General features: G+C 27.3%; 12 protein-coding genes and 1 pseudogene. 4 read left to right on the forward strand and 9 right to left on the reverse strand.

The features are described 5' to 3' along the window. Positions 1-249 precede the first annotated feature (249 nt). Positions 250-603, forward strand: a pseudogene (locus BP997_RS03260) (thermonuclease family protein); the annotation flags it as partial. 1,005 nt (positions 604-1,608) lie between these two features. Here BP997_RS03260 and BP997_RS03265 read toward each other — a convergent pair. The 9 genes from BP997_RS03265 to BP997_RS03305 form a co-directional block, all read right to left on the reverse strand. Then, positions 1,609-1,968: a DUF2149 domain-containing protein gene (locus BP997_RS03265; RefSeq protein ID WP_413828803.1), complete on the reverse strand. Its 360-nt coding sequence runs from the start codon at positions 1,966-1,968 to the stop codon at positions 1,609-1,611. A 7-nt stretch (positions 1,969-1,975) separates the two neighbouring features. After that, the gene (locus tag BP997_RS03270) at positions 1,976-2,638 is read right to left on the reverse strand and encodes a MotA/TolQ/ExbB proton channel family protein (protein ID WP_413828805.1); all 663 of its coding nucleotides are present in this window, start codon (positions 2,636-2,638) and stop codon (positions 1,976-1,978) included. 60 nt (positions 2,639-2,698) lie between these two features. Then, entirely contained in the window at positions 2,699-3,406 is a 708-nt protein-coding gene (locus BP997_RS03275; protein WP_413828807.1) for a DUF2162 domain-containing protein, read from the reverse strand. A 30-nt stretch (positions 3,407-3,436) separates the two neighbouring features. After that, positions 3,437-3,928: a hypothetical protein gene (locus tag BP997_RS03280; protein WP_413828809.1), complete on the reverse strand. Its 492-nt coding sequence runs from the start codon at positions 3,926-3,928 to the stop codon at positions 3,437-3,439. A gap of 18 nt (positions 3,929-3,946) precedes the next feature. After that, a complete protein-coding gene (locus BP997_RS03285) occupies positions 3,947-4,570 on the reverse strand; it encodes an energy-coupling factor ABC transporter permease (protein WP_413828811.1) in 624 nt (207 codons plus the stop codon). Positions 4,571-4,606: 36 nt separating this feature from the next. Then, positions 4,607-5,110 carry a hypothetical protein gene (locus tag BP997_RS03290; protein WP_413828813.1) on the reverse strand — a complete coding sequence of 168 codons (504 nt, stop codon included), beginning with the start codon at positions 5,108-5,110 and terminating at the stop codon, positions 4,607-4,609. A gap of 118 nt (positions 5,111-5,228) precedes the next feature. After that, complete coding sequence (locus tag BP997_RS03295; protein ID WP_413828815.1) at positions 5,229-8,225, reverse strand: FmdE family protein; 2,997 nt, start codon at positions 8,223-8,225, stop codon at positions 5,229-5,231. A gap of 406 nt (positions 8,226-8,631) precedes the next feature. Next, positions 8,632-9,534, reverse strand: coding sequence for a type II restriction endonuclease (locus tag BP997_RS03300; RefSeq protein WP_413828817.1), 903 nt, complete (start codon positions 9,532-9,534; stop codon positions 8,632-8,634). 8 nt (positions 9,535-9,542) lie between these two features. Further along, positions 9,543-10,481 carry a DNA adenine methylase gene (locus BP997_RS03305; RefSeq protein ID WP_413828819.1) on the reverse strand — a complete coding sequence of 313 codons (939 nt, stop codon included), beginning with the start codon at positions 10,479-10,481 and terminating at the stop codon, positions 9,543-9,545. A gap of 188 nt (positions 10,482-10,669) precedes the next feature. Here BP997_RS03305 and BP997_RS03310 point away from each other — a divergent pair, with 188 nt between their 5' ends. From BP997_RS03310 to BP997_RS03320, 3 genes are all read left to right on the forward strand, one after another. After that, complete coding sequence (locus BP997_RS03310; protein WP_413828821.1) at positions 10,670-13,798, forward strand: ATP-dependent DNA helicase; 3,129 nt, start codon at positions 10,670-10,672, stop codon at positions 13,796-13,798. Positions 13,799-13,994: 196 nt separating this feature from the next. Continuing rightward, the gene (locus BP997_RS03315; protein WP_413828823.1) at positions 13,995-14,603 is read left to right on the forward strand and encodes a class I SAM-dependent methyltransferase; all 609 of its coding nucleotides are present in this window, start codon (positions 13,995-13,997) and stop codon (positions 14,601-14,603) included. A gap of 348 nt (positions 14,604-14,951) precedes the next feature. After that, complete coding sequence (locus BP997_RS03320) at positions 14,952-15,107, forward strand: hypothetical protein (RefSeq protein WP_413825880.1); 156 nt, start codon at positions 14,952-14,954, stop codon at positions 15,105-15,107. Positions 15,108-15,232: the final 125 nt, after the last annotated feature.

A 15,232-nucleotide genomic window follows, 5' to 3' on the forward strand; every position in this document is an offset into this window, starting at 1 on the left:
TCAACTAAGTTTTTGACAGTGCCGTAGAAAGATTTAAAAAAGTTTATATTACACTTAAAAGAATATACTTAATCATATACATAATTAATTCTTAAAGGGGGGATAAAGATAATAAAAATTGAAAAAAAGTATATTCTTGCAATATTAATTATAATGATTGTGGCGGTTAGTGCTTTATCTACTGTTAGTGCTTATTATTATAAAGGTACAGGATTTTCACATACAATACCTGAAAGTAAATATTCAAGTATGAGTGTTTCTGATATTCTAAGTCAATACTCAGATACTGATTGTAATAGTGAAGTAAGTGGTACTTGTACTAAAGTAGTTGACGGGGACACTATATATGTTTCTGGTGTTGGGAAAGTCCGATTTGTTGGAGTTAACACACCTGAACGTGGAGTTGAAGGATACAATACTTCCAAGAATTTTGTTAAAAAATTATGTCTAGATAAAACTGTTAGTTTAGATATTGATGATAGTAAAAATAAGGATAAGTATGGTCGTACTTTAGCAGTTGTTATAGTTGATGGTAAAAACTTAAATCAAATCTTACTTGATGAAGGTCTTGCAGAAATAATGTATATTCCACCAAGTGAATTTAATCCATACTCTTGGCAATCAGATTCCAGTAGTACTTATAATTTCATTGGAACATGTGATAGTACTTTAGGTGCAACTTATAGTTTTATGGATAATTTTTACTCATTTTTCGGTATAAACCGTAATGATAACAATAATAATGTGGAAAATACTGTGCAAAATAATGTTAATGATAATGTTAATAATTATGAAATATTAAGTGGTACTTTCAGTACTGCTAGTTCATTATCTGCTAAAACTTATTGTACTGTTAACATTGGAGCTGAGCATGCTGGTGAAAATTTACAAATAAGTGTATTATATAGTCGTGATGGAAGTAATCTTAATCATGGAATTATAGTGCCTAAAACTGTAAGTTCTCAAGGAAACTTAAAAGTAGCAAGTAAAGATGCATTTAAGTATTACCCTGATCATGCACTTATAACTGTTTATGATAAGAGTGGGAATACTTTAACTACTAAAGAAGTGAATTTGGATCCGAGTTCAGGCTCTCAAAGCTTCTAATAAATAATTTTCTTATTTTTTCTATTTTTTTTTAATTTCTTATTTAATTGTATAAATTGTTGTTTCTAATTAAATTCTATTAGTCTTTATAAGAACTATTTTTTTTTAATTAAAAAATATATGATTCTTCAAACCTTTTATTTTTAAAGAAAAAGGAATAATATTTTATTCTTTTTTCACATTTACTCTTTTTTTAAAATATTAAAATTTATATTAACAAATTTAAAATCTTATAAAATATACTAAAAAATAACTAGCTAGTAATATTAAAACAACACCTAATTAAAATACTTACTAATAGATAATTCTTTATTTTAAATTATTAATACTATAATTAAATAAGATTAATCTACTATTTAGGGTTTAACTTATAAGTCAATCTACATATAACTTAATTAAAATTGTTTATATCTTATATAAAATTTTTATAAAAAAAATTAATTTTTAGAATTTATTTAATTTAAAATTACAAAATTTTAAAAAGAAAAAAAATAAAAAAAGTTAGGGATATAATGTTCGTAGAGTACTTTGCACCATTATTAATTTTCCCGAACTAGAATCTTTATACACTTTACCCATTTCAGTATAACCTTTACCACTTGCATTACTGGTATCAGGTGTGTCGTTTAATTGTTGGCCTTGATCTACCTGAGCTACTTTCTGCATAGCATTCATAGCATCTTGTTTTTGACTTTGACTCATATCCTCATTAAAAACAACACTTTGCATGTTCCAACTCATAACAAGGAAAACAAGTAAACCTACAGCAATAACTAGCATAGCATCAACAAGATTACCTACACCAGCCATTGGATCTTCTTCTTCATGTTTACGTCGTCTACGACTAGTCTCACGAACCATAAAAAAATCACTTTCCATAGGATTTTAAATGATTCAACTTATCTAAGACAACATCAGCTAAAGCATCAAGATTAGATAAATACTCCTCATACCAATGACTTCTAACCTTAGAGACAAAGTAAGCAATCGCACCAGCACCAATACCAACAACAGTAGTATCAAAAGCTACAATAATAGCTTGAGATAAAGTATTCACATCACCTGTTCCTAAAGCTGCAAGACCAGGACCCATAGGGATTAAAGTACCCATCAAACCAAGAGTAGGACCAATACGAGTAATAATATCAGTTTTCTCTAAAGACTTCGCAGTCCTATCCTCCTCATTTTCAATAAACTTACGAGCCAAAGCAACACGAGAATCCTTAGTCAAAGAACTAGAAGAAGCAATCTTATCCAAAACCCTTCTTTGAGATTTAGGAATATTACTAGAAGCAATAACTTCTTTCATACTCTCTACACTATCTGATTCTGTTATATTATAAATTAGTTCACGCATAGTTTTCATAGAAACTTTCTTACGTGAAGTATACTCAGATATGAGACCTCCTAATATTATAATTGAAATAATCGCAAATAATAATAAAAATACAATAACTGGAATCTGTAAACTTTGAGAAATAACATCTAAAGCAGATGTTAAAAAGCTACTTCCAGGAATGCTTGAAACCATTTAATTTTCACCTTTAAAATTTTTTTTAAATATAAATTTTTAATTTTTAAATTTTTTTTTTTAATCTAATAAGCTAGATTTTTTTGTCATAGAATATCCAATTACTATTAAAACTAGTGCTAAGACTATGAACATGAACAATGAATTAAAAGATTGGATGTTAATTCCACTAAACTGTTTACTTAGTGCAGTTGCTATGTTTGGTAAAACTATAGCAGATAATAGGAAGTAAACCCCAAGGAATAATTCAAAATTACCTAAGATTATAGGGTAAGGTTTTTTAATAAACTTAACAATTGTATTAGAAGCAAAATATGAAATTAATATAGTTGCAACTAATGCAACTGCAACATATTCACTTAAAATAAATACACCAATACTTACAGTAGGAGCAAGTAATAATATAGTTGCAATTATAACTCCAAAACAACATGGACAAGGAGCAATAACAACCATACAAGTAGCCGTACTAGTATTCTTATTATGCACCTTATACTCACGAATAGTTAAAACACCTGCCACAATCATAATAGCGGCCATTATAATAAAAAATCCAGAATTATAAGTATAAATCAAATTAGTTAACTGACTAGTATAATAAGACGCCACCTTAGACAATATTAAAACCCCAGCACCATAACCAATACATACTCCAGCAAGATACTTCTTAGAAATATTAGACAAACCAGAAGCCAAACCTACCTTAATACCAAAAACCAAAACAGCAGATAATATTCCCACTTGCATTAAAATACTTAAAATTTCCATTAAATATCATTTCTCCAAAAAAAAATATTATTACTTTTTCCTATGAGATAAAAATACACCAACACCTAAACCAATAATAAGACCTAAAACCAAACCTACAACTAAAGGTAGGGCTAAATTAACATTATCATTATTAGATTTATTATCATCAGTAGTATCAACTAACATCATTGCATTAAGTAAATCCTCATCATTATCAGATGAAATAAAAACTCGATCCTTTAATTCAGGATATTTACTTATAATAGAACGTGCTTCATCTTGATAAGCTATAACAACAATTCTTTTATCTGTATTATTTACACTATGCAATAGTATATGCTCAACTTCACTTGAGGAAGTGAATTTATACACACTAATATTAATATTATTAGAATCAGCTAAATTTTTAGCATTAACACCATTATTATTATCAGCAATCACCATATGATTATCAGTTACATCAACACCATGAGCTGTAACATTAGAAACACTTAATATACATACTAATGTAAATATAATTAAAATTTTTTTGAAATTCATTCTACCTTAAAACCTCCACTAAACTTTATCTAATTCTAAAATCCCAGGCTTAACTTTCCTTAAAAAAGAAATTATAATAACATTCATAAGACCTTCTAAAATTCCAACAAGAATATAAAATGGAATAAGGCTTGTTATTAAAATTTCAAAATTACCAGAACCTGAAATCAGAATTATAAACATTTGACAAACACTAGCTAAACTAATACTAGCTAAACTTGCTAAAAACACTGCAAACTTATCATTTAAATCTTTAAATATTAAATAAAAAATACTCACTATAAATGGGATAATAATACCCATAACTAATACATTAGCACCAAGAGATACAATTCCACCCATACCTAAAAATAATGCTTGAACTAAAAGTGCTATAAATGTAATTATAATACCACTATAAGGACCCATAATTAACACAGCTAAAGGTATTAAAAAGAAATGTACTGGAATACCAAAAGGTGTAGGGATACTAATACCTGAACATATTGTCACTGCAGCTGAAAAAAAAGCTAAAAGTATTAGTCTGTGAGTATAATCTTTACTAGCTCTAAATTTATAGAGAAAAATACCAATAAAAATTATACAAATAATCCAATAAATAATAGATTGATCTAAAGGTATTATACCATCAGGTAAATGCATAAAAAATTAAACCTCCCTAATAATTAAACATTTTAATCATAATAAAAATTTATATAAAATTACAACACCAATAAAACCAACAATAAAGACAATACTTAATAATATAATATTATTTAATGAAAAAATAGAATCAGACCCATTATTTCCATTACTATTATTTACAGATTGATTATCACTAGTATTAGCTGTAAGATTTGTATTATTTGAATAATCACTTGATTCAACTTGGCTTGTAGAACTTGAAGGGTTAGAACCTGAACTACTAGAACTTGTAGAATCACTAGAACCTAGACTACTTGAAGATGAACCACTGGAAATTGAAGCATGAGAACTACCAGAACTTACAGATGCATGAGAACTACTACTGCCTGATGATGCATGATTAACACCTGAATTACTTGAAGAGCCACTTGAAACTTCTTCAACATATTCACTACCATGACCTGGATGAGCTGATACAAAACTCAGACTTATACATAAACTTAAAATTAAAATAATAAATAATAATGATAATTTATTCAAATTCTTTATAAAAAACATCTCCCCATATTTTATTTTATTGATAAAAAAAAATTTTTAATAATTATAAAAAAAGTAAAAAAAAATTTATAAGTGAAAAAAATAATTATTAATTCACTTATAAAATTTTTAAAAATATTTATTCATTTTTTCGGGTTTTAATAAAACCAAAACCTGCAAATGCTCCAATAATTAAAACTAAAATAATTGCATAAATTAAATTATTAGAATTAATACCTGAACTAGATGAAGCTTGTTGGTTAATCTCATAAGCTGCACCTTTAGCATCAGAACTAGATGAACTAGAAGAACTTACACTATTAGATCCAATATTATTAGAAGAACCAAGATTGGAATTAGAAGCACTAGTAGAACCTAGAGAGTTAGAAGCACTTGAACCATGGTTGGATTGGATTGAATTAGAAGAGGAACTAGAAGATCCACCATTATCAACAATCACAGTACCATTATTTTGATTATCATTCTTTTTCATAGAATCTAATAAGTCTTGTTTACTCATATTTGGAAGACTTTTAAGATAAGAAATTGCATTAGTATCTTTACCTCCTCCAGATTTAATGAAATTGAATTGTTCTTGGGTTATATAACGAGTTTCAGAACCTAAGATACTATTTCCTTCTTTAATATTTGGATTAGATACACCATTATATAAATCAATGAAGGCTTGAATTGTAGTTGCACGTTTAGCTTCAGAAGTAGCAGCAGAACTTGTATCAATAGTTGCCCATTTAAAATTCATTATAACTGCTCTTCCTATATTTAATTCATTATCCCAAATTACAAGAACTCCTTCTTCAGTAGCACCATTAATATAATCAGATTCTACATCATCACTAGTTAATCTTTGATCCATATAATTTCCTAAACCTGGAGATATACCAAGTAAATATTCTAAACTATCATCTTTACAATATATACTAGATGCAATGTAAAAGTATGATTCATTTTCGTTTAATGGATAATTACTTTGAATATAATCAGTCATGAAAAATCCTGGTTGAACTCCAGGACAAGCATGTCCATGGAAAAGGAATGTTACTAATTGGTCAAATGCTAAATCTCCTGCCCATGCATTAGTTAAACTTTGAATGTTAAACCAATTACCATCAGGGAAAACATTACTACTAATTGCAGAACTTAATTTACTATTATTTAAAGTGTTCATTCCAATGTCATGAACATGAGTTCCATTGTATGAACCTATAAAGTAAGTTCCATCTTCATTATATCTTATGTAAACAGACATTAATTTACCATCATCTTGTTTTAATACAAAAGTAAACCATAATGGTTTCCACATTGGTCTGTGGTCTGGTAATAATGTGTATCTACTTAATCTTGAACCGAATACTTCAAATATTCCATCCCATACAGCTTCTGTGCTTTGTTCTTTAATATAACTGTAACCTGCAGTTGTAAGGATTTCAAAATTAGGCATTCCTTTTTCAATTTCTATGCCTAATTCTTTTTTGAATATATCTTTAGCTAAATTACTTGCTCTTAGTCCGATTTCTTTAAAATCATTATAAGTTAAATTGCCTCGATTAGCAATAGTATTATTACGAATTGCATTTGGTAAATTTAAACTCATTATATAATTATAATCTAAACCATGAGCTTCAATAGCTTCTATTCTTGTTTCCCCTGCGTTTGTAGCATTTTTACTTGTAGGGAATGTAATGTTTTTTGCTGAGCCTATTAAATAGTAGTATTGTTTTTCTGTTAAGTTTTCTTTTTCTAAGAGTATACTTACTAAACTAGCAGGATTAGTGTTAATCCGGTTAATCCACCAAGTATTATATTTTAATTGTTCTAAACTACCGTTACCTTTTATTCCAGTTTCTTTTTCAAATAGTTTTTTGTTTTCTGCTGAATTGTATTGCATTAAAATTAATGTTCCGGATCCTGGGCTTGTAACTTCATATTTATTACTTGTTTTATTATAAGTTACTACAGCATCTTTCCATCTTATAAAAGCCATCATATTAGTAGTTGCACCAGTTGATGTAGTGTCGAATCCTACATATCCACTTTTACCTGCTGTTGCATCTAAAAAGAATAGTACTGCGTCACTAGCAGAATCTCCAGGAATTCCTAACACTTTATATGATGTTATATCTCCAGGTGATCCACTTCCACCATCAGTTGCTTTTATTGGAGGGTAATATTGCATTAATGCTTCAGTTATTGTGTAACCTCCAAGTGTTCCTTCACAGATATGTCCGTGGAAGGCTGCTTCTTGCAGAACTAAGTATGATACATTATCGTACCATCCATTAGCTAAACTTGCAAAGGAAAATGCGTTTTCTCCACCTACTGCTTTATAGAGTTGGTTCCATTGAGCTTTTGTCATATTTTCAGATATACTTCCTAAATAAGAATAAGTTGTAGATCCATTTAAGAATATGACTGCATTTAATTTATTACCATTTCTTGTTACAAAACAAAAATCTATTGGACTAGTAGCTGTTTGACGTAACATTAGCATGTTTCCTAAACCATAAGATATTCTATTCCCATAGTTTAGTATTGCTTCTATTGCATCTTCACTAGTTTGTCCATTTAATTTAGGTACACCTGCAGTGGTTATTGCTAAGATTTCATCTGCAGTGTTGAAATTTAGGAGTGAATCTGCTTTTGCTGTTACATCTCTTCCTAATTGGTAACTTTCAGTAGCTTTCATATTGAACACTAAATTTCCTAATAAATCACTTTGATTATTATTTATTGTTAATAATTGTGATTGAGTTATATATCCAGGTGCTGAAACTGTAATGTTAAGTATGGAATTTGAATTAGAATTAAGTTTCACTTGGTATATATCATTTGAATAGGTTTTGTTTAAATTTAATGTATTGTTGCTTTCTTTAATATTAATTGTAGGATTCATTACATTATTATTTTCTGAGTATTCATAATTTATTTTTAAATCAAGATTGTATGTTGATTTATCATTTGAGTTACTAGAATCTAATTTAATATCATTTGTGGAGGATTCAATACTATCTGTATTAGATAATGTTGTATCCTCTACTGCTGATACTGTTCCTATTGTTAGTAATATTAAACTTATTAAAACTGCTAAAAATTTTTGTCCATTTGTCAAAAAATACACACCCTTTTTTTTAATTTTTTCTATTAAAAAAAGGTTTTTATTGTGATAAAAGATTAATTTATTTTTATCACGTTAAAACTTTCTAAAGTAATACTAATATAAACCTTGTTATTAAAAAAAACTTAATAAACAAGTAAAAAGTAATACTTCCATATATAAAAAAACTAATAAAAACAATAACAAAACACTCTTAAGCAAACAAAAAAATTAATAACTAGAAAAAATCTAATAAAACACTAAAAAAACAATGAAAAACTTAAATCATTAAAAATAAGAATCCTCAAAATATTAAAAAACAAAACAAGCCAAAAAATAAAGTAATAAAAATGTTAATACTTATAATAAAATCAATCTGATTCTTTTTTAGGTTTAATAAAAAATATTGAAATTAAAAAAGTGTTGTTTTTTAAAAATATTCTTGGTGTTGTTTTTGTTTTAAGTCATTAGATAGTTCTAAAATTTCATTGAATTTTTTTACAAAAATTGTGTAATTGAGTAAATAATCAATATTTGGGCTTGTATCTCTTAATGTTTTTAACATACTTGTTTTCCAACCTAATCCATCAGTAACCCATATAAAAAGTAGTCCTTGTTTATTTAATTGTTGTTGTAATTCTGAGTATGCGTGAGCTACTTCTATAGGTTTAGAACCTGTTGAATTATAAAAGTTACATTCTATAACTATTTTTTGCACTCCATTTTTACTTATTACGAAATCTGCTCTTTTACTTCTATCAATTCCATGAACAAATTCCTGTGAGTGAAAAGTATATCCTGCTTTATTTTTAAGATTTTCATTTAAGAAATCTTCAATATTATTTTCGAATACAATTCCGCTACGATTTTTTCGAGCGTTTGTATCTAAACCTACTTCAGTTCCAACAAGATATGCATATAAATTTTTTATTTTCCCAAAAAGATCTAATAATCCGGTTTCTTTAGAAAACTCTATTAAATCTTCAATATTATAATTATTCCTATCAAAGCTGTATTCTTTATATATTGAATCAAATATTCCTACATTTTTATTTTTTTTGGTTAATCTAATAGCTAGAATAGAAGGTAAAATTGGAACTACATCAGGATAGTTTTCTAAAATTTTTCTAAACTCATTTTCAATTTCATTTTCTGGTTTTTCAATTAAACTATTTAAAATATAAATAGGTACACTATTTTCTTCTATGTTTCCAAATACTTTATCCCAATCTACAAAGAAGTTAAAATCATGATTTGTATGTAATAATGTATTTACAAAGTGTTCGTAATATTTATCTTCACTATTAAAACCTAAATTTTGATATTTTACCATTTTTATCACTAATAATTTCTAATAATTAATTCATTAATTTTCCCACGTTTCTTAGCATTACTATTTATATTTCGTCTTGCTTGGACACGGTCAATATTAAAATCTGAATATAATGAATCGAAAAAGTTATCGTTAAGATCTACATTTTTAGGATCACTATTGCTTAACATGACTTTGGCATGTTTATCATTTATGCGTTTGTAGTATTCTCCAAGTTCTATTTGTTGTTTATCATTAAAATCATTTGAAGTGTAACTTGTAAAATTTGCACTTTTTGTTAATGGACGATATGGAGGATCAAGGTAAACAAATGAGTTTTCATTAATAAATTTTTCAGAATCTAAATAACTAGTATTTTTTATTGTTACATCTTTTAATAACTTATGAACATTTAAAATATTGTTTTCATCACAGATTTTGGGGTTTTTATATTTTCCGAAGGGTACATTGAATTCACCTTTTTTATTTAATCTGAATAAACCATTGAATCCTGTTTTATTCATAAAAATAATGTAAGCTGCACGGTAAATATTATAATTTGTGTAATCATTTGGATATGTTATTGTTAATTGGTTATTAAATTTTTGTCTAATATCTAAGTAGAATTCTTTTCTATCTGTGGTGTTTAATTTTAAGAATTTAGTTTCTAATTCTTTTAAGAAGTTTATTAAATCGTTTGGATCATTTTTAATTACATTGTATACTAATATTAGTTCTTTATTAATGTCTGAGATGTATGCATTTTTTATATGAAAATTACTCATTAAGTAAAAAAACACAGCACCGGCACCTACAAAAGGTTCAAAATAGTATTCAATTGTTTTTGATGTTAAAATAGATTCTGGTAATCTGTTAATTATTTCAGGAAGTAATTGTTTTTTTCCTCCTGCCCATTTTAGAAAAGGTTTTGCAGAAATTATATTTTCATTATAAAGCTTTTTTTGCATAAGCTTAATATGTTTTTTATATTATTAATAATTTAAATAATTAAAGATTCATGTTTTGATTATTTCAGGGTATATGTATCTGTTTATTTTCTATATTCTTTCACTTTTTTTTAGGGTTAAATTATTTTTACTTGTAAGTTTAATATTTAATTATAAATATTTTATCTTATTATGGGGGATTTATTTTTATGATTAATAGTTTGAATTCTAATCAGTTGGATGCTGTTCGTTATTGTGGTGTTGAGCCTTTGGTTATTGATGCTGGTCCTGGTGCTGGTAAGACTTTTGTTCTTGTTGAGCGGGTTAAGTTTTTGTTAGGTGAGTGTGGTGTGGATCCTGAGTCTTTGTTGGTGATTACTTTTACTCGTAAGGCTGCTGAGGAGTTGAAGCTTCGTTTGCGTGGTGAGGATTTTATTAGTGATGATATGATTAATCGTATGCAGATTAGTACTATTCATAGTTTTTGTTATAAGTTGTTAAGTGAGTATGGTAGTGAGGCTTTGAGTGTGCTTGCTGATGGTGTGGATTCTCGTGATGATGGTGGTTCTGAATTGTTGAATATGTTTGTTCGTAAGCATATGGGTGATTTGGGTTTTCGTTTTGAGTATTATGTTCCGAATTTTATGATTGATAATGTTATTGATAAGTTTGATGAGTATACTACTTTTGGTGTTGATACTGGGGGTTTGGTTGATTTTATCCAGTCTGAGAGTCCTGTTAGTAGGGAGTATTTGGATTTGATTAGGGAGGTTCAGGGTGATGGTAATGGTTATTTTGAGTTTCCAAAGGAGGTTGTTGATGATGATCCTGTTTTGAAGGATAGTTGGTATAATGCTCGTTATTTAGCGGTTGCTCGTGCTTATCCTAAGTATTGTAGTTTGTTGGAGAGTGAGGGTTATTTGGATTATGGTCTTTTGCAGGTTAAGGCTTTAGAGTTACTTATGGATGAGAGTGTTAGGAAGGGTTTGGTTTATCGTAATATTCTTGTTGATGAGTTTCAGGATACTGATCCGGTTCAGATGAAGATTTTTAAGTTGTTGCGTGAGGGTTGTGATTCTTTTACTGTTGTTGGTGATGAGGATCAGAGTATTTATGCTTTTAGAGGTGCTGATCCTGAATTTTTTAATGGTTTGGTTGATGGTGATGATTGTAGTGTTGTGACTTTGCAGACTAATTATCGTAGTACTCCAAGTATTGTTAGTGTTAATGAGTCTTTTATTGGGACTTGTCGTAGTAGTGGTACTTGTAAGGATTTAGGTGCTAGTCGTGGTGATGGTGGTATGATTTTCACTTTAACTAATTCTAGTAGGGATGATGAGGCAGTTAATATTGCAAGTACTGTTAATGATTTAATAAGTAATGGTAAAGTTAAGTGTTTAAGTGATATTGGAATCCTTTTTAGAAGCACTAAAGGTAAAATTGGTCCGCTTTTAGATGAATTAGATAAGTTAAACATTAATTATATTATAAATGGTAATCAGGATTTAATGGAGAAAGATGAAATCAGAAGCATAATAACTTTGCTTTGGTATTTCACGGGGTATCATGCATTAAAGTATACTGGTAAATGGGAGAAGGATTGGTTAAATCTTAAAGCTTTCACAAGTTCTGATTTTACCGATTACTTTAATTTAAGCACTGAAACACAAGATATTTTAATTAAATTACAAAGTGATTATGAAAATAGTGTAATTGAATGTGAACATGAAGTCTATTTAGAATTAACTGGTAAGAAGTCACGTATTAAAAAGTTTAGTGGAGTTTTCAATCGTCACAATAATGTTTTAGATGAAATTGATAAAAAGATTAAACCTATTGTTTTAAGTGAAATGAGTCAAGAAGACTTAAAAGAATTAGGAATCACAAATCCTAATGATTTAGAGTTCTTTAAAACATTAAACAGTATAAAAGAAGAATTTGAAAAACCAGTAGAAGATGTGGATATTAATGATAAATTAACCTTACTTGATTTGTATTATAAACTTTTAAACATCAACAATTATTTAAGCTCATTATCTAAGGAAGCAAAGCCTGGTGATGAGGATAAACTATTGAATCTAGCTAGTCTTTCTAACACTATTCATAATTATGAGAGAATGATTAATAAATATGATGTTAAAGGCTTGTTCAGTTTCTTAAATGGTAACTTGGATAAATACACTAGTCCATCCAATAATAAGAGTAAACTGGATGCTGTTCAAATTTTAACTGTTCATAAGTCTAAAGGTTTAGAATTTCCAGTTGTAATTGTTGGATCAGTTGAAGAGGATAAATTCCCAGGTAAATATGATAGTGAAAGGGAAACTAAAAAATGGAGTAATGGTAAGGCTAATTTCCACACTCCAAGTAAGTATTTAAAGTATAAAAACCCGGACCCTGATTTAGAAGCTAAATTATATGAAGATGAGGAAAAAAGGATTCTTTATGTGGCAATGACACGTGCTAAAGATTTATTAATCCTTTCTGTTATCACTAAAAAAGAGGATTCCAGTATTCCTGAAATTATATATAAATTGAAAAAGGAAAACTCTTGTATACATGAATTAAATAGTGATGAGTTATTAGAAATCAGTATTCCAACTAGTAAAATTAGAAAAGAAAAGGAAAAGGAAATTGTCCCATTATTTTATACTAGTTTTAGTGATTATACTGATTGTCCTTTCAAGTACAAGTTACATTATAATTATAAATTCCAATTAAGTGATACAAGTAAAATCACTTATGGTATTGCAGTTCATGAAATATTAAATAGTATTCATTCTAAATTAAAGGAAAATGAAAAAATAAATATTAACAAGTTAATTAAGTCTATGATTGATAATAATCCAAATATTAATATTCAAGATGAAGAATTAAAGGAAACAGTAAAGAATATTAAGGATTATTACAATAATTTTGCTTCTGATTTAAATGTTAAAGGTAGTGAAATCCCATTTAATATAAGTAAAAGTAATTATCAGTTAACAGGTCAAATTGATTTAATTAATCAAAAAGATGATGGTAGTCTTGAGATTATTGATTTTAAAAACACTGACTCTTTAAATGTTACTTATCATCCGGAATATTTTGAAAAACAAATATTTATTTATATTTTAGCTTTAATGGAGAATCCTGAATTTAAGGATTTAAAAATTAGTAGTGGTGGAATCTTCACTATTAAGGATTTAAAAAAGAATCTTATACCTTTTAGTATAGAGGATTTAGTGAATATTGATAAATCATTATCCTTGGTTGCAAGTAATATTAGTAAGGAATCTTTCCCACGAGATAATCATTATTGTAGTAGATGTGAGTATAAGGATAAGGTTTGTGAATAATTTAATTTAAAACATTTTTTTATTTTTTTTTAAACACTTACACTTTTTAAGGGTGTTAAGGTTTAGTTAATTTTTTTTTGTTTAAATATATACTAGATTATCTTCCAATTAAACCTTTTTTTTAAGAAAAAGTATATATGTAAAATCTTACAAAAATATTATTATTAAGTAATTTAGTTTTAAATGTGGATTTTAAATGAATAATAAAGAAAAGAGTAGAAAATATTTTAATAAAACATCTAAATATTACTATTCCCAAGGGGATGGAGTATTTGCCCAGCCAACATATGAAGAAGTTATACCAAGAGTAATTAATGAGAATCCTAAAGTCATGCTTGATTTAGGTTGTGGAACCGGGGATATGATTAAAAAAATTTTAAATCATGATCCTGATATTCAAGTTTATGGTTTGGATATTTCTCCTAAAATGGTTAAAAAAGCATCAACTAAGTTTCCTGAAGGATGTGTTAAAGTTGGAGATTCTGAACATATTCCTTGGGATGATGAAAGTTTCGATTTAGTTGTTTGTAATTCTGCTTTCCATCATTTTCCTAATCCTAGTAATGTTTTAAATGAAATTAATCGTGTTCTTAAAAAGGAGGGTAAATTAATCATGGGCGAACCTACTGCTCCAGGTTTAATTCGTCGAGTGATAAATATTATTTGTAGATTCGGACCTCATGGGGATTATAGGATTTATAATAAGCGTGAAATTAAATTTTTACTTAAAAGAACTAATTTTGAATTAGAAAATTTTAAGTTAATTGATGAAAAGCATTATGCTTTTACTGCTATTAAATTATAAAAATTTGTATTAAATCTTAAAAACATTTTTCTAACAAATATTTAGTACAAATATATATTCATTTTTTCTTATTATCCCTTTTTTTTTATAAAGTTTAAATTTTTTATTTTATTTCCTTATATTTTTTTTATCATAAAAGCAGAATTCATGGAAGCCTTGATACTTTTTTTTAGTTAAATTCATTTTTTTTAGTTAAATATGAATAATATTATAGAAATATTTTTTTATGTAATAAATTTATAATAATTATCATGGTTTAAATTAAAAAATTTAAAAAAAAGTTTGGAGGTGTTTTGAATTAATAGAATAAATATTCTGTTAGTATTTCTAGTTATATTAACTTTTACTATGTCTTCAGTTTGTGCAGAAGATATTAATAATGAAACTTATTTAAGTGCTAATGATAATGAAGTTAATATTAATAATATTCAAGTTCCTACTTCAGATTTATCAAATTTCTCAAGTAATAATAAATCTAATATTAGTTATGCTCAGGGAAATTAAGGTAAGTATAGTGTAAGTGGAAGTTTTGATGGTTTAAATATAAATAATACTATTTACATAGCAAGTGGATTAGTAAATAGTTCTATACTTGTAAATCGGATTGATACAAATTTAACAGCTAATAA

The organism is Methanobrevibacter sp. UBA412 (assembly GCA_002495685.1).
GTDB lineage: Archaea > Methanobacteriota > Methanobacteria > Methanobacteriales > Methanobacteriaceae > Methanobrevibacter_A > Methanobrevibacter_A acididurans.

Excerpts from the sequence above, each read along its gene's own strand:
- BP997_RS03265 (WP_413828803.1), bottom strand. The coding sequence starts at position 1,968 with ATGGTTCGTGAGACTAGTCGTAGACGACGTAAACATGAAGAAGAAGAT.
- BP997_RS03320 (WP_413825880.1), top strand. The coding sequence starts at position 14,952 with ATGTCTTCAGTTTGTGCAGAAGATATTAATAATGAAACTTATTTAAGT.
- BP997_RS03285 (WP_413828811.1), bottom strand. The coding sequence starts at position 4,570 with ATGCATTTACCTGATGGTATAATACCTTTAGATCAATCTATTATTTAT.
- BP997_RS03290 (WP_413828813.1), bottom strand. The coding sequence starts at position 5,110 with ATGTTTTTTATAAAGAATTTGAATAAATTATCATTATTATTTATTATT.
- BP997_RS03310 (WP_413828821.1), top strand. The coding sequence starts at position 10,670 with ATGATTAATAGTTTGAATTCTAATCAGTTGGATGCTGTTCGTTATTGT.
- BP997_RS03270 (WP_413828805.1), bottom strand. The coding sequence starts at position 2,638 with ATGGTTTCAAGCATTCCTGGAAGTAGCTTTTTAACATCTGCTTTAGAT.
- BP997_RS03275 (WP_413828807.1), bottom strand. The coding sequence starts at position 3,406 with ATGGAAATTTTAAGTATTTTAATGCAAGTGGGAATATTATCTGCTGTT.
- BP997_RS03315 (WP_413828823.1), top strand. The coding sequence starts at position 13,995 with ATGAATAATAAAGAAAAGAGTAGAAAATATTTTAATAAAACATCTAAA.
- BP997_RS03300 (WP_413828817.1), bottom strand. The coding sequence starts at position 9,534 with ATGGTAAAATATCAAAATTTAGGTTTTAATAGTGAAGATAAATATTAC.
- BP997_RS03280 (WP_413828809.1), bottom strand. The coding sequence starts at position 3,928 with ATGAATTTCAAAAAAATTTTAATTATATTTACATTAGTATGTATATTA.
- BP997_RS03305 (WP_413828819.1), bottom strand. The coding sequence starts at position 10,481 with ATGCAAAAAAAGCTTTATAATGAAAATATAATTTCTGCAAAACCTTTT.